22 protein-coding genes are annotated in these 22,815 nt (G+C 71.9%); 7 read left to right on the top strand and 15 right to left on the bottom strand.

Annotation, left to right across the window (positions count from 1 at the left end):
• Positions 1-335: 335 nt before the first annotated feature.
• The 12 genes from GIS00_RS16930 to GIS00_RS16875 all read right to left on the bottom strand — a co-directional run bounded on the left by GIS00_RS16930 (position 336) and on the right by GIS00_RS16875 (position 15,215).
• Complete coding sequence (locus GIS00_RS16930; protein ID WP_154769588.1) at positions 336-1,439, bottom strand: ABC transporter substrate-binding protein; 1,104 nt, start codon at positions 1,437-1,439, stop codon at positions 336-338.
• A complete protein-coding gene (locus GIS00_RS16925) occupies positions 1,436-2,629 on the bottom strand; it encodes an ABC transporter permease (RefSeq protein WP_322098059.1) in 1,194 nt (397 codons plus the stop codon). Before GIS00_RS16925 ends, GIS00_RS16930 begins: the two co-directional genes overlap by 4 nt.
• Positions 2,626-3,396 carry an ATP-binding cassette domain-containing protein gene (locus tag GIS00_RS16920; RefSeq protein ID WP_154769587.1) on the bottom strand — a complete coding sequence of 257 codons (771 nt, stop codon included), beginning with the start codon at positions 3,394-3,396 and terminating at the stop codon, positions 2,626-2,628. The genes GIS00_RS16925 and GIS00_RS16920 overlap by 4 nt, the downstream gene beginning before the upstream one ends.
• Positions 3,393-4,310, bottom strand: a complete 918-nt coding sequence (locus tag GIS00_RS16915) for a DUF2090 domain-containing protein (RefSeq protein ID WP_196073326.1) — start codon at positions 4,308-4,310, stop codon at positions 3,393-3,395. Before GIS00_RS16915 ends, GIS00_RS16920 begins: the two co-directional genes overlap by 4 nt.
• Before the next feature lie 28 nt (positions 4,311-4,338).
• Entirely contained in the window at positions 4,339-5,820 is a 1,482-nt protein-coding gene (locus GIS00_RS16910) for an FGGY-family carbohydrate kinase (protein WP_196073325.1), read from the bottom strand.
• Complete coding sequence (locus tag GIS00_RS16905; protein ID WP_154769584.1) at positions 5,817-6,866, bottom strand: class I mannose-6-phosphate isomerase; 1,050 nt, start codon at positions 6,864-6,866, stop codon at positions 5,817-5,819. The genes GIS00_RS16910 and GIS00_RS16905 overlap by 4 nt, the downstream gene beginning before the upstream one ends.
• Positions 6,863-7,864: a LacI family DNA-binding transcriptional regulator gene (locus GIS00_RS16900; RefSeq protein ID WP_154769583.1), complete on the bottom strand. Its 1,002-nt coding sequence runs from the start codon at positions 7,862-7,864 to the stop codon at positions 6,863-6,865. Before GIS00_RS16900 ends, GIS00_RS16905 begins: the two co-directional genes overlap by 4 nt.
• Positions 7,861-8,826 carry a 1-phosphofructokinase family hexose kinase gene (locus GIS00_RS16895; RefSeq protein ID WP_196073324.1) on the bottom strand — a complete coding sequence of 322 codons (966 nt, stop codon included), beginning with the start codon at positions 8,824-8,826 and terminating at the stop codon, positions 7,861-7,863. Before GIS00_RS16895 ends, GIS00_RS16900 begins: the two co-directional genes overlap by 4 nt.
• Before the next feature lie 462 nt (positions 8,827-9,288).
• Positions 9,289-12,138, bottom strand: a complete 2,850-nt coding sequence (locus tag GIS00_RS16890) for an FAD-binding and (Fe-S)-binding domain-containing protein (protein WP_154769581.1) — start codon at positions 12,136-12,138, stop codon at positions 9,289-9,291.
• Positions 12,139-12,142: 4 nt separating this feature from the next.
• Positions 12,143-13,333 carry a Gfo/Idh/MocA family protein gene (locus GIS00_RS16885; RefSeq protein ID WP_322098058.1) on the bottom strand — a complete coding sequence of 397 codons (1,191 nt, stop codon included), beginning with the start codon at positions 13,331-13,333 and terminating at the stop codon, positions 12,143-12,145.
• On the bottom strand, positions 13,330-14,181 hold the full coding sequence (locus GIS00_RS16880) for a class I fructose-bisphosphate aldolase (protein ID WP_230313687.1): 852 nt from the start codon (positions 14,179-14,181) through the stop codon (positions 13,330-13,332). Before GIS00_RS16880 ends, GIS00_RS16885 begins: the two co-directional genes overlap by 4 nt.
• A complete protein-coding gene (locus GIS00_RS16875; RefSeq protein WP_196073323.1) occupies positions 14,178-15,215 on the bottom strand; it encodes a LacI family DNA-binding transcriptional regulator in 1,038 nt (345 codons plus the stop codon). Before GIS00_RS16875 ends, GIS00_RS16880 begins: the two co-directional genes overlap by 4 nt.
• A 201-nt stretch (positions 15,216-15,416) precedes the next feature.
• Here GIS00_RS16875 and GIS00_RS16870 point away from each other — a divergent pair, with 201 nt between their 5' ends.
• Genes GIS00_RS16870 through GIS00_RS16855 form a run of 4 tightly spaced genes read left to right on the top strand, consistent with a single transcriptional unit; the run spans position 15,417 to position 18,300 of the window.
• Positions 15,417-15,971: an AAA family ATPase gene (locus GIS00_RS16870; protein ID WP_196073322.1), complete on the top strand. Its 555-nt coding sequence runs from the start codon at positions 15,417-15,419 to the stop codon at positions 15,969-15,971.
• 40 nt (positions 15,972-16,011) lie between these two features.
• A complete protein-coding gene (gene pheA / locus GIS00_RS16865; protein ID WP_322098057.1) occupies positions 16,012-16,941 on the top strand; it encodes a prephenate dehydratase in 930 nt (309 codons plus the stop codon).
• Positions 16,938-17,615, top strand: coding sequence for a histidine phosphatase family protein (locus tag GIS00_RS16860; protein ID WP_154769578.1), 678 nt, complete (start codon positions 16,938-16,940; stop codon positions 17,613-17,615). The genes pheA and GIS00_RS16860 overlap by 4 nt, the downstream gene beginning before the upstream one ends.
• Positions 17,616-17,640: 25 nt before the next feature.
• Complete coding sequence (locus GIS00_RS16855) at positions 17,641-18,300, top strand: DUF1707 SHOCT-like domain-containing protein (RefSeq protein ID WP_154769577.1); 660 nt, start codon at positions 17,641-17,643, stop codon at positions 18,298-18,300.
• A 7-nt stretch (positions 18,301-18,307) separates the two neighbouring features.
• On the opposite strand, the gene GIS00_RS16850 is transcribed toward GIS00_RS16855, so the two are convergent.
• Entirely contained in the window at positions 18,308-19,258 is a 951-nt protein-coding gene (locus GIS00_RS16850) for a PfkB family carbohydrate kinase (RefSeq protein ID WP_154769576.1), read from the bottom strand.
• A gap of 245 nt (positions 19,259-19,503) precedes the next feature.
• Here GIS00_RS16850 and GIS00_RS16845 point away from each other — a divergent pair, with 245 nt between their 5' ends.
• Together GIS00_RS16845 and GIS00_RS16840 are read left to right on the top strand one after the other, a co-directional pair.
• Positions 19,504-19,911, top strand: a complete 408-nt coding sequence (locus GIS00_RS16845; protein ID WP_154769575.1) for a DUF6855 family protein — start codon at positions 19,504-19,506, stop codon at positions 19,909-19,911.
• Positions 19,912-19,948: 37 nt separating this feature from the next.
• Entirely contained in the window at positions 19,949-20,596 is a 648-nt protein-coding gene (locus GIS00_RS16840) for an alpha-ketoglutarate-dependent dioxygenase AlkB (protein ID WP_154769574.1), read from the top strand.
• Positions 20,597-20,604: 8 nt separating this feature from the next.
• Here the strand turns inward: GIS00_RS16840 and GIS00_RS16835 are convergent, their stop codons facing one another.
• Entirely contained in the window at positions 20,605-21,723 is a 1,119-nt protein-coding gene (locus tag GIS00_RS16835; RefSeq protein WP_154769573.1) for a phosphotransferase, read from the bottom strand.
• Between the two features lie 55 nt (positions 21,724-21,778).
• Here GIS00_RS16835 and GIS00_RS16830 point away from each other — a divergent pair, with 55 nt between their 5' ends.
• A complete protein-coding gene (locus GIS00_RS16830) occupies positions 21,779-22,213 on the top strand; it encodes a MarR family winged helix-turn-helix transcriptional regulator (RefSeq protein WP_154769572.1) in 435 nt (144 codons plus the stop codon).
• Between the two features lie 96 nt (positions 22,214-22,309).
• On the opposite strand, the gene GIS00_RS16825 is transcribed toward GIS00_RS16830, so the two are convergent.
• On the bottom strand, positions 22,310-22,657 hold the full coding sequence (locus GIS00_RS16825; RefSeq protein ID WP_154769571.1) for a metallopeptidase family protein: 348 nt from the start codon (positions 22,655-22,657) through the stop codon (positions 22,310-22,312).
• Between the last annotated feature and the right edge of the window lie 158 nt (positions 22,658-22,815).

The following is a 22,815-nucleotide window of genomic DNA, read 5'->3' as shown; positions in this document are numbered from 1 at the left end:
GCGTCAGGACCCGGGTCCATCCGGGGACGGATTTCCGTGAGTCGTACGAAAAGTGGTCCCGGACGGCCGCCGACCGGACTGCCTTGCCGCCGGACTGCCTTTCTTTGACTGACCGCGGACCGCCGACTGCCTGCCCGCGGACCCGCCGGACTCCCGGACCTCACGGACCTCACGGACCTCCCGGACCCGCCGGACTCCCGGACCCGCCGGACTCCCGGGAAAGGCCGGAGCCCCCGGTCCTGTGGCGGACCGGGGGCTCCGGGGTCTGGTGCGGTGATGCTGGTGGAACTGGTGAGTCAGGGACTGCTCGTTCCAGGAACCACCGAGGGTCTGCGTCAGCAGGAGGACTGGTACACAGCCTCGTTGCCCTCGACGTTCTCCTGGGTGATGATCGAGAAGCCGGTCTGGATCACCGGGGTGATGGTGCCGCCGTCGAGCGCGGCGACGGCCTGGTCCAGACCGTCGGTGCCGATGGTGGCGGGCTGCTGGGCGACGAGCGCCTGGACGGTGCCCTCCTTCAGCGCCTCGACCTGGTTCGGGCCGGCGTCGAAGCCGACGACGTCGATCGCACCCTGCTTGCCGGCTTCACGGATGCCCTGGGCGGTGCCCTCGGCGGCGAAGAGGTTGGTGGCGAAGACGCCGACGATGTCGGGATCCTTCTGCAGGGCGGCCGAGACCAGCTGCGCGGCGGTGGCCGGATCGTTGTGCGAGTACTGCACACCCAGGTAGGTGAAGGCGGAGTCGGCGTTGGCCGCGTCCTCGAAGCCCTTCACGCGGGCGTCGGTGGTGGAGATGCCCGGGTCGACCGAGATGACCAGGACCTTGCCGCCGTCCGGATTCAGCTGCTTGATGGCGTCGAACGCGGCCTTTCCGCCACCCAGGTTGTCCGAGGACACCTGCGAGACGGCGAAGGACGGGTCGTCGACGGTGGTGTCGACGAGGACGACCTTGATGCCGGCGTCGGCCGCGGCCTTCAGCGGTGCCTGCATGGCGGTGACGTCGGTCGGGGCGATCAGGATCGCGTCCGGCTTGGAGGCGACGACACCGTCGAGCACCGGGCTCTGCAGGGTCGGGTCGAACTTCTGCGCACCCTGCGTGTTCACGGTGACGCCCAGCTTCGCGGCCTCGGCCTCGATGCCGCACTGCATGGAGATGTAGAACTCGTCACCGGCGACGCCCTGGATGAACGAGATGTTGTAGTTCTTGCTCGCCGAGGTGGGGGCGACGGCCGAGCTGCCGTCGGACGTCGACGAACCCGCCGAGGTGGCCTCGGAGGTGGAGGATCCCGCGGACGACGCACTGGTGGCGGCCGAGGTGGCCGCCGTGGTCGGCGCGGCGGTGGTGGAGCTCTCCGCCGGCCGGCTGGAGGAGCATCCTGCCACCGCGAGCAGGGCGACGGCTGCGCCCGCTGCGGTCTTCAGGACGACAGAACGCTTCATTGCGATTCCTTTCGTGATCCGACGGCCGACCCGGTGCCGACCGTCTTCTGCAGATCCGCCGACGCTTCTCCGGCGGAACCACTGGTGCTGCTGGGGGTGCTGCTGACACTGCTGGCACTGCTCGCGCCCACCGATGGGGTGGTGGGCTTCTTCTTCCTCTTCGATCCACGCATCGCCGCCGCCCGGCGGCTCTGGTCGACGAACACCGCGGCGATCAGCACGCAGCCGACGGCAACGCCCTGCCAGAACGGCTGCACGCCGATGATCACCAGACCGGCCTGCAGCACCGCGGGGATGAACAGGCCGACGACCGTGCCGAACATCGAACCGACACCACCGAAGATGGAGGTGCCGCCGATGACGACCGCGGTGATCACGTTGAGGTTCAGCAGCGCGTTGCCGCTGATGGTGGTGGTACCGAACCGCATCAGGTAGAGCACGGCACCGAGGCCGGCCAGCAGGCCGGACAACAGGTACACGAAGACCAGGTGACGATCCACCCGGACCCCGACGCGGCGGGCCGCTTCCTCGTTCGAACCGATCGCGTAGGTGTACCGGCCGAACTTGGTGCGATGCAAGATGATGCCACCGATGATGACCACGATCAAGGCCACGAAGGCAAGTGCCGGCAGACCGAGAATCCGGTCGTACAGATTGATCTCGGTCAGGACACGGGGCACGGAGCGGATGTCCAGGCCGTCGGTGACGATCTGCGCCGCGGACAGCGCGATGGACAGTGTGCCCAGGGTGACGATCAGCGGCGGGATCTTGGCCTTGGCGACCAGGATGCCGTTGATCAGGCCCCACACGCCGCCGCCCAGGATGGCCACGATGATGCCGACAGTGGCTGCGCCCCAACCCTGTCCGCCCATGGCCTCCATCACCTTGGCCGAGATGACCGAGGCGAACACCAGCACCGACCCGACCGAGAGGTCGATGCCGGAGGTGATGATCACGAAGGTCATCCCGACGCCGACCACGGCCAGCACCGCGAGGTTCAGCAGGATCGCGGTGAAGTTGGAGCCCGAGAAGAAGCTGCTGCCACCGGTGATCGAGAAGAACGCGACGATCACCACCAGCACCATCAGGATCCAGACCGACTGCACACCGGCGATCCGCTTGAGCATGCTGGTCGGCTGGTCGTCGACGCTGGGCGCGTTCGAGTTCGCCGCGGGGGCACTGGTGGTCACGCCGGCACCTCCTTGGTGCTGAAGTCCAGGGCACCGGTCATGGCGCCCACGAGCTGCTCGACGGTGGTGCCCGCGGCCGGCAGGGTCGCGACCCGCCGACCCAGGCGCATCACCTGGATGCGGTCGGACACCTCGAGCACGTGCGGCATCGAGTGGGAGATGAAGACCACCGCGATGCCCTTGTCCCGGACCCGCTTGATCGTGTCCAGCACGTTCTTGGTCTGCACCACACCCAGTGCCGCCGTGGGCTCGTCGAGGAACACGACCTTCGACGCCCAGGCGATCGCCCGGGCGATCGCGATGCCCTGGCGCTGACCGCCGGACATCGAGCCCACCGGGGAGGTGAGCGAGCGGACCGTGGCGCCGAGCTCGTCGAAGCTGGCGCGGGCCTGCTTGCGCATCTCCTTGTTGTTCATGAACCCGAACTTGCCGAGCAGCCCCTTCGCCGGGATCTCCCGGCCCAGGAACACGTTCTGCGCGGGGTCCAGATGGGGCGCCAGGGCGAGATCCTGGTGCACCACCTCGATCCCCATCGCGGAGACCTGCTGCGGGTCGTGCAGCTCCACCGGGCTTCCCTCGAACAGGATCTGGCCGGAGTCGAGCTCCAGGTTGCCGGTCAGCGCCTTGGTGAGAGTGGACTTGCCGGCACCGTTGTCGCCGATCAGGGCGACCACCTCACCGGCGTTGATCTCGAAGTCGGCCTCGTCCAGAGCGCGGACGTGCCCGAAACTGCGCGACAGTGAGCGGGCTTCGAGGATAGGGGTCATGCGGTCGTCACCACCTCCGTGTAGGGGCGCGCACGCCCGTCGATCACCTTCACCAGGTTGTCCAGCCGGCGACGGCCCTCGTTGCCGAGGAACTCCTGCCGCTCCGGACGGGACATCCCGACTGCTTCCTTCCAGATGGAGCGGCCGGCGATGAAGCCGCTGGTGCCGCCCTCGTCGCAGGAGACGCGCAGCGCCTCGGCGAACTGGTCGAACCCGACGCCGGCCGAGAGCACGGCCCACGGGCTGTGCAGCGAGTCGGCCAGCTTGCGGCAGGAGGCCGCGTCACCCGGGTACTCGAGCTTGATCAGGTCGGGGCGCAGCTCGTCCAGCATGACCGCGGCCTCGATGATCCGGTCGGCGCGCTGCTGGGCGGTCGGCGGCTCCTCGCCGGCCAGCGGGAAGATGAGGTTCTCGACGACGGAAGGGATCCCGACCTCGCGGCAGTCCGCGACGACCTGCTTGACGACCTCCAGCACCTCGGCGGTGATGTCCGGCTCGCCGGGGGCGGCGGTGCGGTCGGCGCGCAGCTGCACCAGGAACTTGACGGCGTCGCCGCCCTGGTCCTTGACCCACTGCGCGTTCAGCGCCGGGTCGCGGTGGGTGCGGGGCTCCCCGTTCACGTTGCCGCGGACCGACGGCTCGGCCGCCACCAGCACGCCGTAGGACGGGCCGTCGGTGGGCAGCTGGGCCAGGGCCGGCACGCCGTAGGTCGGGTCGAGCAGGAAGCCGGAGCCGACGCCGCGCAGGGCCTGCACGGTGTCCGCCTTGATGTCGGTCAGTTCGGCATCCGACGGGTCGGCGATGCCGACGGAGTGGTACATGCGCTTCAGCGTGTTGCGCTGGTCCATCGCCACGATGGCGAAGGTGCCGTCAGCGGTGGCGATGTTCTTCAGGGCGGCGAAGCTGTCTGTCATGAACTGGATCTCCTGTGGTGTCGCCGGGTCAGCGGCTGGGGACGGCCGGCTGGTCCGCCGGTGTCTGCGAACGGGTGGTCCGGGTGTAGTCGGCCGCGAACTGCTCGCTGGGACCGACCGGCACCGTGACCGCGACACCGGTGGGATCACCGGCGGCGCGGAGGTTCTCGGCGTGCGCATGCGCATGTGCTGCGAACATGCTGGCGCCGAACGCCCCTGCCTGCGAACGGTCCGAGAACCGGACGTCGGGCAGGGAATCCTGCTTGGACCGGCGGACGGACTGCATGCGCATCCACCCGCCGGCCACGACTGCGGCGCTGGTCGGTCCGACCTCGCGCTCCATCAGCTCCAGACACCGTGCGGCCTCGTCGATCCCGTGGGCGACGACCGCGTGCCAGAGCATGCCGGGGGTGATGTCGTCCCCGGTGGCGGTGATCTTCAGGGTGCCGTCGGCGTTCAGTGCGCCGGACACCGAGATCCCGGGCACCGCACCGGGGTACTGCTCCGCCGCGGCGACCGCGGCGGCGTCCAGTTCGGCGCGCCGCGACGGCTCGCCGGCACCGAGCATGTTGAGGGTGCGGCGCAGCAGCAGGCCGGCCTTGGTGCCGCCCAGCAGCAGCCGCCGCCCCTCGAGCACGTGGTGCACGCTGTTGATGCCCTCGCGGCCCAACCGCTCGCGGGCGTCGAACGCCAGGTTGCCGTCCACGGTGCGGACGAGAGCCTCGGCGGTACCGAAGGAGTCGAACACCTCGGCGGAGCCGACCACACCGCAACCGACGGCGGCGACCGGGTGGTCGTGCCCGGCCACGGTGACCACCGCGCCGTGCAGCGCGGTGGGCACGTCGTTGCCGGAGATCCGGCCGAGGGGGGTACCGGCCGGGACCAGCGGGGCGATGAGATCGGCGGTGGCGCCGAGGGCCTCGAGCATCTCCGGCCAGAGCGTCTCGGTGTCCTGGTCCATCAGGCCGGTGCGGGCGACCAGCGACATCTCGCCGACCTGCTCGCCGCCCAGCCGGAAGGCCAGGTACTCGGGGACGTTGAGCCAGCGGTGCGCGGCCAGGTCGGTGCCCTGCTCGCGCATCCAGGCCAGCTTGGCCACCGTGCACAGCGCGGACACCGGCAGACCGGTGCGGCCGCAGAACTCGGTGAGCAGCTCCTGCGGCAGCCGCAGCATCTCCTCCCCGCCGCGCGGGTCGAACCAGGCGAGAACGGGATGCACCGGCCGGTTGTCGGCATCCAGCAGGACGCCGGCCTCGGCCATGCCGGTGATCGCCACCGCGGCCACGGTCACCGGGCCGACCAGGTCGGTGGCCGCCGCGACCGCCCGGCCGAGCAGGCCGAACACGCCGTCGGCCAGGGTGGACGCGTCGCAGTCGGTGAACTTCCCGCCGTGGTTGCGCCACACGGTCGGAGTGGCCACGGCGGTGATCTCGCTGCCGTCGAGGCGGGTGACCAGCACCTTGGAGTCGGAGGTGCCGACGTCGACGCCGAGCAGGATGTCGATGCTCACTGCGCGACCGCCGTTCCGTGGTGCAGGGTCGCCGGCCAGCCCGCACCGGGCCGGCAGACGACGAGATCGAGGGCGCCGGAAGCGGTCCAGTCGCCGAAGTCGTGGGGCACGGCCAGCACCTGGCCGCGGGTGACGTCCAGGCTGCCGCCGGTGCCGGACACGGTGCCGGAGCCGTCGAGCACGACGACCACGGCGAAGCCGGCGTCCACCGGGACCGCCGCCGCGGCCGGGGCGACCCGGTGCAGCAGGAAGAACGGGTCGGCCTGCGGAGGGAGCAGCCGGATCGGCAGGTCGGACCGGCGCGCCGGATCGGTGTGCAGCACCAGGTCGGCGACCTCGTCGGCCGACCAGCCGTGGTGGTTGAGGGCCTGCAGGGCGAGCGGGAAACCCAGGTCCAGGTGCGATTCCTCGCGGGTGGCCGTGGTGACGATCCACTCCAGCAGGATCGAGAAGTCCGTGGGCTCCTGCACCTCGGCGACGAACACGCCGGATCCGATGGCGTGCGTGGTGCCGGCCGGGACCAGGATGCCGTCGCCCGGCTTCACGTCCAGCCGGTGCATGCGGGAGAGCATCCACTCCGAGTCCTGCGCGTCGATCCGCTCGGCCAGTTCGGCCGGGTCGACGTCCTCGGTCCAGCCGAGCCACACCGAGGGCTGTTCGCCGCTGGTGGCCAGCACGTACCAGGCCTCGGTCTTGCCGTACGGGCAGTCCAGGTGCGCCACAGAGAACGGCCGCTCCGGGTGCACGTGCACCGGCAGCCGCTGGCCCGGATCGAGAAGCTTGACCAGGATCCCGTTGTCGCCGGAGGGGCCGGCATCGCTGCCCAGCCAGGCGATCGGGTCGGCGGCGATCAGGTCGCGCAGCAGCGCGCCGTCCGGGGTCCGGGACAGTCCGGTGTCACCTTCGCCGGCCCGGCGGGTGGTGGCGGCCAGCCACTCCTCGGGTCGCCGCGGCGAGGGCATGTCGGTGCCGCGCAGCTCGGCGATCCGCTCGCCACCGAGGTAGAAGTGGTCGAGGATGTTGGGGGGCATCAGCAGGGGGATCATGGAGCGATTTCTCCGGAACCTCGTTCGATCAACGTGATGGGCAGCACGATCTGCTGCGCCGGGCCGCTCTCGCCGGCCATCCGGTCCAGCAGCCGGTCCGCCGCCGCGACGGCGATCGGGGTCGGGTCCTGGTCGATGATCGAGATCGCGGGGGACAGGGCGTCGGCCAGGTCGAAGTCACCGAAGCTGACGAAGGCGACGTCGGTCCGGCCGGCCCGGTGCAGGGCGGAGACGGAACCGAGGCTCGCCCGGGGGTTGGACGAGAAGATGGCGGTCGGCGGATTCGGCTGCGTGAGCAGCTCCAGGGTCGCCAGCGCCGCGATCGGTGCCTCGCTGCAGTCCGTCCGGATCAGCGACTCGTCCAGCGGTACACCGGCATCGGCCAGCGCGTCGTGGTACCCGCTGCGCCGGTGGGTGATGGTCTCCAGCCGGATGTCCTCGCCGAGGAAGGCGATCCGGCGATGGCCGTGCCGCAGCAGGTGCTGGGTCGCGGCGTAACCGCCGCTGTGGTCCTGGACCCCGACGGTGTCGAAGCCGGGGAGCTCCCAGCCGCGGTCGATGAGCACCATCGGCAGGTCGCCGGCGGTGCCCAGCAGGTAACTGTGGTCGGAGGTGTTCGGCGCCAGCAGCAGTCCGGCGACGTTCTGCTGCAGCATCCGCTGCACCTGCCCGCGCTCGCGGCCCGGATCGCGGCCGGTGGAGCCGATCAGCACGCTGAAACCCTTGGCCAGCGCGCGCTCCTCGACCACGGAGACCAGTGCGGAGAAGAAGTGGTCGCTGATCGAGTCGACGACGACGCCGATGGTGTCCGACGAGCCGGTGCGCAGGGAGTGGGCGATCGGGTTGCGGACGTAGCCGAGCTCGGCCACGGCGTCCAGCACCTTGGCCCGGGTCGTCTCGGAGACCTGCAGCGAGCCGTTGACGACCCGGGACACGGTCTTGATCGAGACCCCGGACAGCCGGGCCACGTCGTACACGGTCGCGCGCGTGGTGCTCATCGGGACACCGCGGTGATCTGCTCGAAGAGTCCTGCGGCACGGGCGGGATCGAGACGCCCGGCGACCGGGTGCTCGACGGAGGCCGTGGCGGCGGCCATCCCGCGCCGCACCACGTCGACGTCGGAGGCGCCGGTGGTCAGGGCGAGGGCCGCGCCGGCGGCGAAGCAGTCACCAGCACCGATCGGGTTCACGGCGTCCACCCGGACGGCCTCCAGCCACCAGCTGCCGTCGTCGGTGGCCAACGCCGCGCCGGCGGAACCGGCGGTGACGACGGCGCGTCGCGCACCGCGGGCGTGCAGCTCCTTCGCGGCCCGGATGGCCCGGTCCGGGATGTCGTCGCCCTCCTCGTGCACCTGCTCGTCGACCCGGCCGTCCAGCAGACCCTCGGCCTCGGACAGGTTGGGGGACACCAGGTCCGGGCCGGCCGGCAGGGCGGCCTCGAGCACGGCGGGGGCGGCGTCGACCAGCACCGGCACGCCGGCTGAGCGGGCCAACCGGACGAGTTGGGCATAGCCGTCCACCGGGACGCCGGGCGGCAGCGAGCCGGAGCACAGCAGCACGTCCTGGCCGGTCAGCGCGCGGGCCAGCTTGGAGCAGAAGCGGGACCAGGTGGCCGGGTCGATGTCCGGTCCGCGACCGTTGATCACGGTGACCGGTCCGTCGGCCGGCAGCAGGATCGTGGCCAGCCGCATGACGCCCGGCACCGCGACCGGCAGCAGCCGGCCGGACTCCTCGGCCTGGTAGAGCCGGGCGAAACGGTCGCCGTCGTCCACCGGCAGGAAGCCCATGAGTACCGGGGTGGCGGCCTCCACGCCGGACAGCGCCCGGGCGGCACGGGAGACGTTGACGCCCTTGCCGCCGGCGGTGGTCGTGGTGGAGGTGGCCCGGTGGATGCCGCCGGGGACCAGCTGCGGGATGCGGACGGTGACGTCCAGGCACAGGTTGGGCGTGGCGATGAGCATCGGTGCCCTCCTGTCCACAGGTCGGTCCGCCCGACCGGGCGGCCGGAGGGACGGCGCCGCCAGGAAGGCAGCGCCGCCGTCACCCCGCACTCTCGGTGACAGCGTTGTCACTCGCCGGAACTGCTGGCATCCTGTGACTGCGGTCACCCCGGAGCGGGGCGTGCCACCAGAGTGCTCCAGCATTGACAGCGTTGTCAAGTGGCGGGACAACGACGGGACATCACGGTTCGGTCACCAGACGATCATGACCTCGTCGGTGCTGGTCCATCCGGTGTCCACCGGTGAGATCGGCGTACTGCCAACGGCTTCGCACCGAAACCGGAATCGGTTCCGAAACCGGGCGTCCCGGGCCGGCGACCGGATCGGGCGATCGGGTCCGACCCGGCCCGCGGGCGACCTGCCCGGACCCGGACGGTCGGTTGCCCGGAAAATGCCCGGATCGGGTGACGTCGCCTGCCCGGATCAGGCGGTGGCCCAGTCCAGCAGCTCCAGCACGTGCCGGTAGGGGTGACCGGTGGCCCGGGTCATGCCGAGTTCGCAGGTCCGGTTGCAGGAGGCGTGCGCATCGTGCGACCCGGCCGCGATCTCCGCGGCCTCGGGCGCGGTGGCGCTGGCGGTGAGCTCCGGGTGCAGCAGACCGCGGTCGCCGGCGAAGGCGCAGCAGCCCCAGGCGGCCGGCACATCGACCCGGTCGGCCACGGCTGCGGCGACCTCGCGCAGCGCGGGGTCCAGACCCATCCGGGTGGACGAGCAGGTCGGGTGCAGGGCCAGGTCCGCCTTCCGGCGGTGCACGGTGAGCCTCGGCAGGATCTCGTCCCGGACGAACTGCACGGCGTCCACCGTCCGGATCCGGGCGGCCCGCGGGTCGCCGGCCTCCTGCGCCGACTCCAGCATCTGGTGGAAACCCTCGGTGCAGGAGGATGCATCACAGACCACCGGCAGCTCGCCCTGCCGGGTCGCCGCCCACAGCGCAGGCAGCACCCGGTCCGTCATCTCGGCGTAGCCGTCGGCGAGACCCTTGGACTTCCAAGGTGTTCCGCAGCAGAGCGAGCCGATCTCCGGCGGCACGGTGAGGATCACCCCGGCCCGGACGGCCAGTCTGGCCATCGCGGTGCCGACGCCGTCACCGGTCGCGCCGGCCCCGTTCTCCGCCGGACCGAACATCCGGCCCACGCAGGCGCTGACGAAAACGGCCTTCGCATCCGGGTGCGACGCGGACGACGGCTGCCAGCGGGCCCGGCCGCCGGCCGGCAGGTCCCGGCCGTACTGCGGCAGCACGTCGGGGTCGACGAACCGGCGGCCCACCGAGGTCGCCAGCTCGGCCAGCGCCGGCACCTTGTGCGCGACGTCGAGAGCGGTGGCGGCGAGGGCACTGCCGGCCTTCCAGCCCTTGGCCGCCTGCTTCCAGCCGATCTGCAGCGGCTCTGCCGCGGTGTCCCGCCGCAGGTGCTTCACCAGGTCCCCGGTGTTGATCAGCACCGGGCACGCGGTCTGGCACATGCCGTCCACCGCGCAGGTCTGCACCCCGTCGTAGCGGTACTGCTCGTCGATGGCCGCGACCAGCTCGAGATCCCCGGCCGCGGCGGCCCGCTCGCGCTCGCGGCGGAGCACGATGCGCTGCCGCGGGGTGGTGGTCAGGTCCCGGGACGGGCACACCGGCTCGCAGAACCCGCACTCCACGCAGCGGTCCACCTCGGACTCGACGGTGGGTGTCGTCTTCAGATGCCGCACGTGGGCGCCCGGGTCGTCGGTGATGATCACCCCGGGGCTCAGCAGACCCCGAGGATCGAAGAGCCGCTTGACCTCCCGCATCACCTCGTACAGCTCGTCGCCGTACTGCCGGCGCACGTAGGAGGCCATCATCCGGCCGGTGCCGTGCTCGGCCTTCAGCGATCCGCCGTGGCCGAGCACCACCTCCACCATGTCCTCGGTGAAGGCGGTGAGCCGGTCCTCCGAGGTGGTGTCACCGAGCTTCTCGGTGATCATGAAGTGGATGTTGCCGTCCTTGGCGTGGCCGAAGATGACACTGTCGGTGTAGGCGTGCTTGTCGAAGAGCCCGATGAGCTCGGTGCAGGTCGGCAGCAGCGCCGGCACCGGGACCACGATGTCCTCCAGCAGCGCCGTCGACCCGGACGGTCGCGCGCCGGAGACGGTGGCGTACAGACCCTTCCGGACGTGCCAGAGCTGCCCACGGATCACCGGGTCGGCGGTGAGGTCGGCGGGCAGGCTCAGCGGCAGGTCTCCCAGCACCGGGGCCGCCGACGCGGTGAGCTCCGCCAGCTCCTCCGGCACCAGGCCCTGGTACTCCACCAGCAGCGCGGCGTGCCGGTCGACCTGCATGGCCTTGAGCACCTCGGGGGCATCCGGGTCCCGCTTGCCGACCCGCAGCGAGGTGGCGTCGAGCAGCTCGATGGTGGCGGGGGAGGTCGAGACCAGCGCCGGCAGTGCGGCTGTCGCGGCGGCCAGGTCGTCGAAGTAGAGCAGCCCGCTCGCGGTGTGCGGGCGGATCGGGACGGTGCGCAGCACGGCGGAGGCCACGAAACCGAGTGTGCCCTCGCTGCCGATCATCAGGTGGGCCAGGATGTCCGCGGGCGAGCTGTGGTCCAGGAACGAGTTCAGCCCGTACCCCATGGTGTTCTTCATGGCGAACTGCTCGGTGATCCGGCGGACCGATGCCGGATTGCCGCGGATCCGGTTGCGCAGCAGCGACAGCCCCTGCCAGAGATCGGGTTCCAGCGCGCGCAGCCGGTCGTCGGCGTCGGCGGCCGCGGTGTCGACCACCGTGCCGGAGGGCAGCACCACGACCATCGACTCCAGCGTGCGGTAGGCGTTGTCCACCGTACCGCAGGCCATGCCGGACGAGTTGTTCGCCAGCACACCACCCAGCGTGCAGGAGTTCTCGCTCGCCGGGTCGGGGCCGAGCTTGAAGCCGAGCCGGGCCAGCCGGGTGTTGACCTGTCGGATCGTCGCGCCCGGCTGCACCCGCACCCGCCGGCCGCCGTCCAGCACCTCGATGCCGCGGAAGTTCCGCCGGGTGTCGACCAGCACCCCGTCGGTGACCGCCTGGCCGGACAGCGAGGTGCCACCGGACCGGAAGGTCAGCGGCACCCCGGCCGCGGCGGAGGCGGCGAACAGCCGGCCCACCTCGGCAGGGTCGGCCGGGGTGGCGACCGCCTGCGGGACCAGCAGGAAGTGCGAGGCGTCGTGCGCCATCGCCAGCCGGTCGAGCGGGCGGTCCCGCACCGTCCCCCCGGCGGCGTGCAGGGACGCCAGCAACCGGGGGGACGGGGACGGCAGTGTCGCGGTGCTCATGGGATCAGTCTCTCCCGAGCACACCGCTCACGTCCGCCGCGGTGTGCCGGCGCCGCACGCCGGCGGCCACCGGGGCCGCGGCGGCGGAGGCGGAGGACACCAGCGCGGCGTCGAACAGCTCGTGACTGGCCAGCGCCTCCTGCGGGGTGGCGCAGCCGAAGGCGTCGCCCAGTTCGCCGGCGCGCTCGGCCAGATAGGCGGCCCACATCTGCAGCAGCGCGTCCGGGAAGCCGAACTCGAAGATCGGGCCGGTGATGGTCGGCTGCGCCGACTGGCTGCCGGCCATCCGCTCCTCCCACACCTGGGCGCCGTCGCGGACGGTCATCACCCGCAGCGACTGCGGGTACCGGGTGGAGAACTCGACCCCGCCGTCCATCCCGACCACCCGCATCCGCCAGGTGTTCATCTCGCCGGGGGCGACCCGCTTGGTCTGCAGCGAGATCGGGAAGGTGCCGGTACCGGTGCCGACCCGCCCGGTCAGGGTGGCGTTCTCGATGGTGTCGCAGGGCACCGTGCCGCCCTTGCCGTCCGGCCGCACCGAGACCAGCTCCTGCAGCTGGGCGAAGACCGTCTCCGGCCGCCAGCCCAGGCGCAGCGGCACGTGGGTCACGTGCATCCCGAGGTCGCCCATCACCCCGATCTGGCCGCAGAACTGGGTCTGCCGCTTCCAGTTGATCGGCTTGTCCGGGTTGAGGTCGGAGCTGTGCAGGAAGGCGAACTCGGCCTCGATGATCCGGCCGGCACTGCCCTGCTGCAGGTAGCGGATCGCCTGCTGGGCGCCCGGGTAGAACGGCATCTCGCTGGAGCAGCGGACGAACGCCGACGAGCCGGCGATGGCGTCGCCGATGGTCGCCGAGGCGAACGGGTCGATGCCGAAAGGCTTCTCGCCGAGGAAGTCGACTCCGGACTCCGCGATGTCCACGTAGAGTTTCTCGTGCAGGTGGTGCGGAACGGCGACGTACAGCACGTCGACGGAGCCGTCGAGCAACTCGCGGTACTCGGTGGTGAAGGTCTGCACCGAGCCGACCCGGCGGAACCAGTCCAGGGCGGGGGCGTTGACGTCGCACACGGCGGTGAGCACCGGGTCGACCGGACTCTGCTGCAGCGCCGACCAGCGGCCGACGACACCGGCCAGCTCCTTGCCCATCAGGCCGGCGCCGATGACGCCGATCCGTACCTGCTGCCGGGCGGTCACGCGGCACCGCCGATGAGGGCGAGAGCGGACTCCACCGAGGCGTTCTCGTGCAGCACGGCCATCAGTGCCCTGGTGATGCCGGCCGGGTCGGCATGCTGGATGATGTTGCGCCCGTAGACGATCCCGGCCGCGCCCTGGGCGAGCACATCGGTGGTCCGCTGCAGCAGCTCGGCGTCGCCGACCCGGCCGCCGCCGCGCACCAGCACCGGAATGCCGGAGGCCACCTCGATGACCTTGTGGTACTCGGTGATGTCGTCGGTCGGATCGGCCTTGATCAGGTCGGCGCCCAGCTCGACGGCCTGCCGCACCAGCGAGGTCACCCGGGAGATGTCGCCGTCCACCAGGTAGGCACCGCCGGCGTTGTTGGCCCGCATGACCAGCGGCTCGACCATCAGCGGGATGTGCAGCGCGGTGCACTCGGCGCGCAGGGCGAGCACGTTGCGGACACACTGCTCCCGCAGCTCCGGCTGGCCGGGCATGTCGAAGATGTTGACCACCAGACAGGTGGCGTCCAACTGCGCCGCGGTCTCGGCGGCGTGCTGGATGGGCAGCGAGTAGAGCCGGTCCGGCAGCTCCGGGCCGTACACGTTCGCCACGTCCGACCGCAGTACCAGGCTCGGCTTGAACCGGCCGGGCCGCTGCTGCAGCAGGCGGGCCTGACCGACGGTGAGCTGGATGGCGTCCGGAGCGGCGTCGACGAGCGTGTCGATCGCCGCCTGCATGTCCGAGATGCCCTGCAGGAAGGCGGGTTCCCCGAAGAAGCCGTGGTCGACGGCCACGTCGAGGAGTCGGCCGGAGGTCGGGTGGAACAGGCGGTTGATGCGGTACTGGATCATCGGGTGGGTCATTTCTCCTGTGGTCGGATCCGGTCGGAGCCGCGCCTGATCGCGGTGACCGGGAGGGTGACGTGCTGGGGTTCGGTGTCGTCGCCGCGGATGCGGCGCAGGACGAGATCGGCCGCCCGGCGGCCCATCTCGGCAAGATCATGGGTGACGACCGTCAGCTGCGGGGACACCAGGGTGGCCGCCTCGAAGTCGTCGAAGCCGACCACGGCGCGCTGTTCGCCGAGTTCGCGGAGGGCGCCGAGGATGCCGACGGCGGACCGGTTGTTGGAGCCGAACAGGCCGTCGATCGTCGGGTCTGCGGCGAGCAGGCGGTGCACGGTCCGGCTGACCGCGTCGGCGCTGCGGTCACCGGCCAGTCGCAGTGCCGGGTCCGGGGTGAGTCCGGCGGCGCGCAGGGCGTCCTGGTAGCCGCGGTGCCGTGCGGCGACCGACACCAGGTCGAGGGACTCACCGACGAAGGCGATCCGCCGGCTGCCGCCCTCCAGCAGCAGTTCGGTGGCCAGCCGGCCGCCGGCCCGGTCGTCGGCGACGATGGTGTCGGCGGTGACCTGCGGATCCGGCCGGTCCAGCAGGACCAGGGCCGGGATCTCGTCGGCGAGCCGGACCCACTGCGGGCCCGGGTCGCGCGGCGGCACGATGATCAGGCCGTCCACCCGTCGCTCCAGGAACTGCTCGACCAACTGGGTGTGTCGTGCGGTGTCCTCCTCCGAGCTGGCCACGATCAGCACGAAACCCTCGTCGCGCAGGGCGTTCTCGATCGCACCGGTGAGTGCGGAGTAGAACGGGTTGGCGATGTCCTCGATGATCAGCGCGATGAGCTCGCTGTGCCGGCCGGGGCGGATGCTGGCGGCGGCGAAGTTGCGCCGGAAGTTCAGCGCCGAGATCGCCTCGCCGATCCGGGCGGAGATGTCCGGCGCGATGTTGGTCTCGCCGTTGACGTAGCGGCTGACCGTCTTCAGGCCGACGCCGGCGAGGGCGGCGACATCGGCCATGGTGGCCCGCTTGTGCGGGGTGGAGCGGGGCACGGTTCGGGTCACCGCCTCGTGGGTCATCTCGTGCCGGGTGCTCGGCGTGCGGTCCGGCTGCCACGGGTGTTCCCGCCGACCGGACCGTCATGCTGAGACAACGTTGTCTCAGCAACTATGTCCGGATCGGCCCCCGGTGTCAAGGCGATCCCGGGTGCTCCGTCAGCCGGGTCCGCGATCGGCGGGTGCCGACGCGCCCGGCAGAATGACCGGGTGCCCGAGGACCGTGAAGCCGCCACACCCGTCGTCTACGTCGTCGCCGGCCCGGCCGGCAGCGGGAAGAGCACGCTGGGTCGCTCGCTGGCGAAGGTGACCGGGGCGGTGCTGGTGGACCAGGACATCGCCACCAACCCGCTGATGGACCAGATCGCCCGGCTGGTCGGCGCGGGCGACGACCTCGACCACCCGGCCCTGCGCGGCCCGGTCCGGCAGGCCCGGTACCAGTGCATCATCGACGTCGCGGTGGACAACCGGCGGCTGGGCCGCTCCGTGGTGCTCGTCGCACCGTTCACCGGTGAGGTGACCGACCCGGCGCGGTGGCTCGCGCTGGCGGCCCAGCTCGCACCGGCCCGGGTGGTGCTGGTCTGGGTCACCGTGCCGCCCGAGGTCGCGTGGGAGCGCCGGCAGCGGCGCAACCTGGCCCGGGACCGTGCGGCCACGTCGCCGCCCCCGCCGCTGCCCGAGCCGGCCGTGGCCTTCGTGGCCGCCGACGGCGCCCTCGACGGCATGGTCGAGGCGGCGCGGGTGGCCGCCCTGATCCGGGGCTGACCCGTCGGGCGGCGGCCGGTGCCCGGCTAGGGTGACCGGTGTGACCGCGCACTGGGCCTACCTCGGACCCGAGGGGACGTTCACCGAACAGGCCGCCCGGGATCTGCTCTCGCGGGACGCCGGCCCTGCGGAACTCGTTCCCTGCGCCGGGGTGTCGGCCGCTCTCACCGCCCTGCGGGAGGGGCGGGTGGACGCCGCGATCGTGCCGCTGGAGAACTCAGTGGAGGGCAGCGTCCCGCTCACCCACGACGAGCTGATCCACGGCGAGCCGCTGGTCATCGTCGGCGAGGCGTTCGTCCCGGTGACCTTCGACCTGCTCGTACGGCCGGGGACGGAACTGTCGCAGGTGCGCACCGTCGGGTCGCACCCGCACGGGCACGCCCAGGTCCGGGACTGGCTGGCCACCGGCCTGCCGCATGCCGAGATCGTCACCACGCTGTCCACCGCCGAGGCGGCGGCCGAGGTGGCCGCGGGCCGGCTGGACGCCGCGGCCGCGGCCCCGGTGGCCGGCGCCCGGTACGGGTTGGTCGCGCTCGCCCGGGACATCGGTCTGGAGCGCGATGCCGTGACCAGATTCGTTGCGCTGCAACGTCCCGGGCCACCGCCGCCACCGACGGGCAACGACCGGTCGTCCTTCGTGCTGTCCGTCGAGAACCGCCCGGGGGCGCTGCTCGACGTGCTCACCGAGATCACGGGCCGGGGCGTCAACATGGTGCGGCTGGAGTCCAGGCCGACCCGGTACCGGATGGGCGAGTACGTCTTCCTGGTGGACGTCGACAGTCATCTCGCGGTGCCGTCGGTGCGGGAGATGGTGGCCGCCCTGATCCGCCGGTCCGCGCTGCTGCGCTGGCTCGGTTCCTATCCGCGCGCGCTCGGGACCAACGTCCCGGTGCCCGATTTCGCGTCGTCCGCCTCGTACGAGGCGGCGGCGCAACAGGTCTCCGACCTACTGGGAGAGTATCCGGCATGACCCTCATCCTGATCCGGCACGGCCAGACCCCGTCGAACGTGCTCGGCCTGCTCGACACCGCCCTGCCGGGACCGGGTCTCACCGACCTGGGCCTGGAACAGGCGGACGCCGTGCCGGGACGGCTGGCCGGTGTCCCGCTCGCCGCGGTGGTCTCCTCCCCGGCGCGCCGGGCGCAGCAGACCGCCGCGCCGCTCGCGGCCGGACGCGGACTGCCGGTGCAGGTGGTCGACGGTCTGCAGGAGGTCGCGGCCGGTGACTGGGAGATGACGGGCGATCACGACCTGGTCCGCGAGTACCTGCGCACCCTGGGCAGCTGGATGGAGGGCGACCTCGACGCCGCCACCCCCGGGCCGACGGGCGAGACCGGGCACGCGATGTTCGAGCGGTTCGACGCGGGCCTCGCGGCGGCGTTGGAACTCGGCGACGATGTGGCCGTCGTCGCCCATGGCGCGATCATCCGCGTCTGGGCCGGGGTCCGGTCCACCAACATCGACCCGCGGTTCGGCGGCGACCACCCGCTGCCCAACACCGGGATCGTCCGGCTGGAGCCGGATCCGGCGGGGGGCTGGGTGTGTGTCGACTGGGACGGCCAGGAGATCGGCATGCCCGAGCTGCAGGCCGACGGCACCGGTGACCCGACCGCCGAGGTGGTGCCCGGGGCCCGCCGGGACTGACCGGCCGGCGGGTACCGTGGGCCGCATGACCGGCCCGATCGACCCGCGTGACCTGCGGGTCTCCGACGACGAGCGGGCGCACGTCATCTCCCTGCTGCAGCGGGCCACCGGCCAGGGGCTGCTGGACCTGCCGGAGTTCAACGAACGCAGCGCCGCCGCGGTGGCTGCCCGCACCCGCGGCGACCTCAACGCGCTGCTGCTCGACCTGCCAGGACTGCAGGTGGCCGGGCGCACGGTGCAGCAGGCCCGGACGGCGACCGCGCCACCCCCGCGGCAGGTGCCCGGCTGGTCCGGTGCCCCGGCGGCGGCGCGCGGCGGTGACCGGGACTCGGTGCTCGAGCTGCTGGGGTGGGGGTCCCGCACGTTCAAGGGCCGGTGGACGGTGCCGGCCCGGATCGTGATCGGCGGCCTCGGCGCCTCGACCAAGTTGGACTTCACCGAGGCCGACCTGTCCACCCGCACGGTCGTCGTCGAGTTCCGCTCCAACAGCGGGGGATCGACCGAACTCGTGGTGCCGCACGGCACCTCGCTCGCCGTGCACGGGCTGTCGATGCGCGGCGGTCACCTGACGAACAAGCTCACGCCCGATGACGGCGGGGTGCTCGACCTGCGGCTCACCGGCACCAAGAAGGGCGGCTGGATCTCCGTCCGCTACCCGCGCGGCGGCATGTTCGGCCGCCGCTGAGCCGCAGTCAGAGCTCGTTCGCCCAGGGCGGGTTCGCGCCGGCCCGGGAACAGGTGATCGCCGAGACACGGGAGGCGAAGGTCAGTGCCTCGTGCAGGCTCTCGATGGTCAGCTCGCCCAGCCGGCCGCCGAGCAGCCCGGCCCCGGCGAGGTGGTGCAGCAGGCCGCCGTGGAAGGAGTCGCCGGCGCCGACGGTGTCGACCAGCGTCGTCGGGGCGATCGGCACCCGGACCGTCTCGCCACGCAACGAGGCGAAGGCGCCGGCCGCGCCGAGGCTGATCACCGCGAGCGGCACCCCCTGCTGGTGCAGGTGCACGGCCGCCTGCTCCGGGGTCCAGCCCGGCCACAGTTGCTCCAGGTCGTCCTCGGAGAGCCGGACGATGTCGGCGAGCGATGCCCAGCGGTCGATGACGGCGCGGTAGGTCTCGACCGGTACCAGGAGAGTGCGCAGGTTCGGGTCGACGGAGACCGTCATCCTCTCCCGGGCCCGCTGCAGCAGCCGCTCGATGACCATCCCGGAGGGCTGCAGGGCCAGTGCCAGCGTGCCGGTGTGGATGGCGACCGGGGCCGGTCCGTCGCCGAACGGCCCGTCGATCAGTGGGGCCAGCGAGGCATCGGTCCAGGCCCAGTCGGCGGTGCCGGCGGTGTAGAACTCGTAGCTCGCCGCGCCGCCGTCGTCGAGCCGGGCGATCGCCAGGGTGGCCGGCTCGGTGGCCGCCTCGGAGGCGGACAGGTCGACCCCGGACTCCTCGAGCTTCGCCCGGCAGAGGGCGCCCAGCGCGCCCACCGACAGCCGCCCGGCGAAGCGGGCGGTGGTGCCGAGCCGGGACAGCGCGACCGCCGTGTTGGCCGGGCCGCCGCCCGGGTGGACCGTGAGATGGGCGGCGCCGTCGACGATCCCGTTCGCGGGCAGCACGGCATCGGCCACCACCTCTCCGACGACGGCGATGGTGGGCATGTCTCTCCTGGCGTCTCGTGCACTGCCGCCCGGGCGGGCCCCGCCAGCGTAGTGGGGGCCCGATGGGTGCGCAGTGGACCCCTCGGTGCGCTCCGGGGCCCGTGTCGCGCGCGTCGGGGTGCCGACGCCCACACTGGTCGTCGGACAGGCCGTGCCGGCTGTGTGCGGTGTCGGCCGGGTCCGGTGCAGGGAGTGGCCGAGCAGGCCGCGGGAGCAGCGAGACGACAAGGGATCGAGGGACGCGGATGAGCGGCAGCGGTACCGCCGAGGACCCGTGGCAGCTGACCACGGCCCCGGGCAGTTCGGCGTACGCGATGTACCGGGATCCGGCAGCGGATCCGCCGGCCCTGGTCTGCACGGTCGGCACCACCACCCTGCGGTACCGGCTCTCCGCGGTGGAGGACCTGCACGCCTGGCTGATCGCCCAGGGGGACTGGGTGGACCTGGGCGCGGCGGACGAGAAGAAGCCGGCCGCGGACGGCACCGTCGAGGCGTGGGGGCGATCGGCCGACAACCCGGTGGGCGGGTGGTACGGGCTGCGCAACGGCTACCGCGGCCGTTTCGGCATGTACCTGCCGCCGCTGCTGGAGGAACTCGGGCTGGCCGAGCTCACGCACCAGCCGCGGAACAACCGGATGCGCGCCGCCGAGTAGATTCGCACAGGCGTTCGAATCGGCGTAGGGTCGCAGCATGACCGCTGCGTACCAGCCGTCGATGTTCGACCTCGACGACGAGCTCTCGCTGGCCCCGCTCACCGGCCGGGTGGTCCGGCACGAGCTGAGTCTTGGGGCCTGGGTGGACGAGTGCCGCGGCTGGCTGGCCGGGTCGGACGAGGTCCTCGACACCTTGCTGCGCGACGTCCCGTGGCGGGCCGAACGGCGGCAGATGTACGACCGGGACGTCGACGTGCCCCGGTTGCTGTGCTGGTACTCGGAGCGCTCCGCCCTGCCGCACCCGGTGCTGCAGCAGGCCCTCGATCTGCTCAACGAGCACTACGCCGCCGAGCTCGGCGAGCCGTTCGTCACCGCCGGGCTGTGCCTGTACCGGGACGGTCGGGACAGCGTCGCCTGGCACGGCGACCGGATCGGCCGCGGCAACTCCGCCGACACGATGGTGGCGATCCTGTCGGTCGGCTCCGACCGGGTGCTGGCACTGCGGGAGCGGCCGGAGACCGGGCGCGCGCCGGGCCGGCCGGGGCTGCGACTGCCGGTGGGCCACGGCGATCTGGTCGTGATGGGCGGCAGTTGCCAACGCACCTGGGACCACGCAATACCGAAGACGGCCAAGCCTGTCGGACCGCGGGTGAGCATCCAGTTCCGGCCTGCCGGCGTGGCCTGACCGGCGTCTCAGGAGGTGGCGTCCAGCAGGTCCAGGCTGTGCCGGGCAAGTGCCGCGCGGGCGGCCGACTGCGCCGGCGTCATTCCCGGCTCTGGCAGGCTGGAGATCCCGGCGAAGAGCAGCAGCTGCAGCGCGTGTGCACGGCGGACGAGTGCGGGGTCCAGCGTGACGCCCTCCTCGGCCGTGCCGGCGAGATAGGCGGTCAGACAACGCTCGTCGAGCTCGCCCAATCGGTCCCACGGGCCGAGCCCGAGCTGGGTGTTGCCGGCGATCAGCTGACCGAGGTCGAACCCCACCGGCTGGTCCAGGAAGAACCCGAAGTCGATCAGGGTGAACGAGTCGGGGTCCGTTCCGGGCAGCAGGTTGTTGGGGCAGGCGTCGCCGTGCGAGGCGAACTTCGGCACCCGGACCAGTTCGCCGGTGATCGCTTCCAGCCGACCCGCCGCCTGCTGCAGTCGCTCTCGCAGCTCGGGGTCGAAGTGCTCCCGCACCTCGTCCCGCTGCCAGGCCTCTTCGCCGAGCACCTCGGGCACCACCTGCGCGGCGACCCGCCCGTACAGGTAGTCGAAGACGGTCCACTCGAACCCGGCGAGCCCGGTGCGCGCGACGATCTCCGGCCGGGCGGCGAACCGGCCGAGCAGGTACGCCGCCCGCTCGTAGCGCTCCAGGGTCCAGTCCACGGGCGGGTGCTGCACCGCCTCCAACCACACCGCCGCGGCGTCCGGTTCCAGGTCGAACACACCCAGTGCGCGAGGTGCCCCGAGGCCGGGCGGCAGCACCGACGGAAGGTCCGACCGGTAGACGGCGGGCTCGATCCGCCACGGGAACTTCGCCTTGGCGAACTCCCTGGCCTCCTCCGGGACGAAGGCGAAGAACGGCGAGTGGTGCCAGGCCTGGATGTGCTTGACGAACAATCGGTACGGCTGCCGACCGCCGGGCGTCTCCGCCTCCCCGTGCACCCAGTGCCGGCTCACCGTGCTGATGGCCGGGATGTCGTAGTCGACGGGGGTGGCCGTGGAACAGATCAGGCGCACCGCAGCCGGGTCGTGACCGAGCAGGTCGGCGACCATCCCGGTCAGGGTGACGTCGTCGACATCGGCCGGGCCGAGTGCCTGTCGGTCGTGCATCGCGGACTCCGATCTGAAAGTCGCTTTACTGTTCCGTCGACGGTAAAGTGACTTTATGGTTCCCGTCAAGAGCAGCGACATCCCCGAGGGTGAACGACATGTGGCCGTCCTGCTGGGCGGACTGCTGCAGGGCGTGCGGGATGCCTTCGACCCGGTCGAGTGGGGCGGTCTGCGCCAGTCGCACTTCCGCGTCATCTCCTCGGTGCCCGCCGGCGGGATCAGTGTGACCGAGCTGGCGGAGCGGGTCGGCATGACGAAACAGGGGTGCGGTCAGTTCGTCGCTCAACTCGTCGCCTCCGGGCACCTGACCAGCGAACCCGGACCGGTCGACGCCCGGGTGCGCATCGTCCGGCGGACGCCGCTCGGCGAGGAGAACGTGGTGGCCGTGACCGCACGGATGGACATGGTGGAACAGGCCTGGCGGGAGCGGGTCGGCGATCGCCGCTACGCCACGTTCCGAAAGGTGTTGGAACAACTGGCAGACGCCTGACTCTGCCCGGGCATGGCTGCGGCAGCGCAGAACCGGCAAGAGATCGGGCTCCGCAGATCGGGCTCGGACCGTCGTGGTCGAGCCGGCCGGATCGGCTCAGGCCCAGCCGAGCTCGTCCAGCCGGTCGTCGTCGATCCCGAAGTGGTGGGCGACCTCGTGGATCACCGTCGTCACCACCTGCTCCCGCGCCGCGTCGGCATCCGCGGCGTGTGCCAGGATCGGCTCCCGGTAGATGGTGATGGTGTCCGGCAGGTTCCAGCTGTAGTGCGAGTTCCGCGAGGTCAGCGCGACCCCGTGGTACAGCCCGTAGAGATGACGGGTCGGGTGCCGGCCCTCGACCAGCACCACGACGTTGTCCATCGCCTTCAGGAACTGCTCCGGGATGAGGTCGAGCGCCTCGGAGACCAGCTCCTCGAACTGTGCGTCGGACATCGTGACTGCCATGTCCCCATTCTGCGGGAGCCCACCGCGGGCGACCGGCTCCCCGGAGGTCTCCGGCCGTCTCACCGGCCCTCCCGGCGAGATCGGGCCCGCCGCCCGGAACGACGACGCCGGCGCCACCTGGATGGGTGGCGCCGGCGTTCGTGCAGGTGGGTGGTGTG

The sequence above is a fragment of the Nakamurella alba genome (genome assembly GCF_009707545.1).
GTDB classification, from domain to species: Bacteria; Actinomycetota; Actinomycetes; order Mycobacteriales; family Nakamurellaceae; genus Nakamurella; species Nakamurella alba.
The sequence above is the reverse complement of the archived record's forward strand: the minus strand, read 5'-3'. Positions and strand labels throughout refer to the sequence as shown.

Coding starts and splice junctions, on each gene's coding strand:
- GIS00_RS16840 (WP_154769574.1), top strand. CDS start 19,949: ATGACCGCTGCGTACCAGCCGTCGATGTTCGACCTCGACGACGAGCTC.
- GIS00_RS16880 (WP_230313687.1), bottom strand. CDS start 14,181: ATGACCCACCCGATGATCCAGTACCGCATCAACCGCCTGTTCCACCCG.
- GIS00_RS16860 (WP_154769578.1), top strand. CDS start 16,938: ATGACCCTCATCCTGATCCGGCACGGCCAGACCCCGTCGAACGTGCTC.
- GIS00_RS16915 (WP_196073326.1), bottom strand. CDS start 4,310: ATGACAGACAGCTTCGCCGCCCTGAAGAACATCGCCACCGCTGACGGC.
- GIS00_RS16930 (WP_154769588.1), bottom strand. CDS start 1,439: ATGAAGCGTTCTGTCGTCCTGAAGACCGCAGCGGGCGCAGCCGTCGCC.
- GIS00_RS16900 (WP_154769583.1), bottom strand. CDS start 7,864: ATGAGCACCACGCGCGCGACCGTGTACGACGTGGCCCGGCTGTCCGGG.
- GIS00_RS16835 (WP_154769573.1), bottom strand. CDS start 21,723: ATGCACGACCGACAGGCACTCGGCCCGGCCGATGTCGACGACGTCACC.
- GIS00_RS16845 (WP_154769575.1), top strand. CDS start 19,504: ATGAGCGGCAGCGGTACCGCCGAGGACCCGTGGCAGCTGACCACGGCC.
- GIS00_RS16825 (WP_154769571.1), bottom strand. CDS start 22,657: ATGGCAGTCACGATGTCCGACGCACAGTTCGAGGAGCTGGTCTCCGAG.
- GIS00_RS16850 (WP_154769576.1), bottom strand. CDS start 19,258: ATGCCCACCATCGCCGTCGTCGGAGAGGTGGTGGCCGATGCCGTGCTG.
- GIS00_RS16830 (WP_154769572.1), top strand. CDS start 21,779: ATGGTTCCCGTCAAGAGCAGCGACATCCCCGAGGGTGAACGACATGTG.
- GIS00_RS16905 (WP_154769584.1), bottom strand. CDS start 6,866: ATGATCCCCCTGCTGATGCCCCCCAACATCCTCGACCACTTCTACCTC.
- GIS00_RS16920 (WP_154769587.1), bottom strand. CDS start 3,396: ATGACCCCTATCCTCGAAGCCCGCTCACTGTCGCGCAGTTTCGGGCAC.
- GIS00_RS16855 (WP_154769577.1), top strand. CDS start 17,641: ATGACCGGCCCGATCGACCCGCGTGACCTGCGGGTCTCCGACGACGAG.
- GIS00_RS16890 (WP_154769581.1), bottom strand. CDS start 12,138: ATGAGCACCGCGACACTGCCGTCCCCGTCCCCCCGGTTGCTGGCGTCC.
- GIS00_RS16895 (WP_196073324.1), bottom strand. CDS start 8,826: ATGCTCATCGCCACGCCCAACCTGTGCCTGGACGTCACCGTCCGCATC.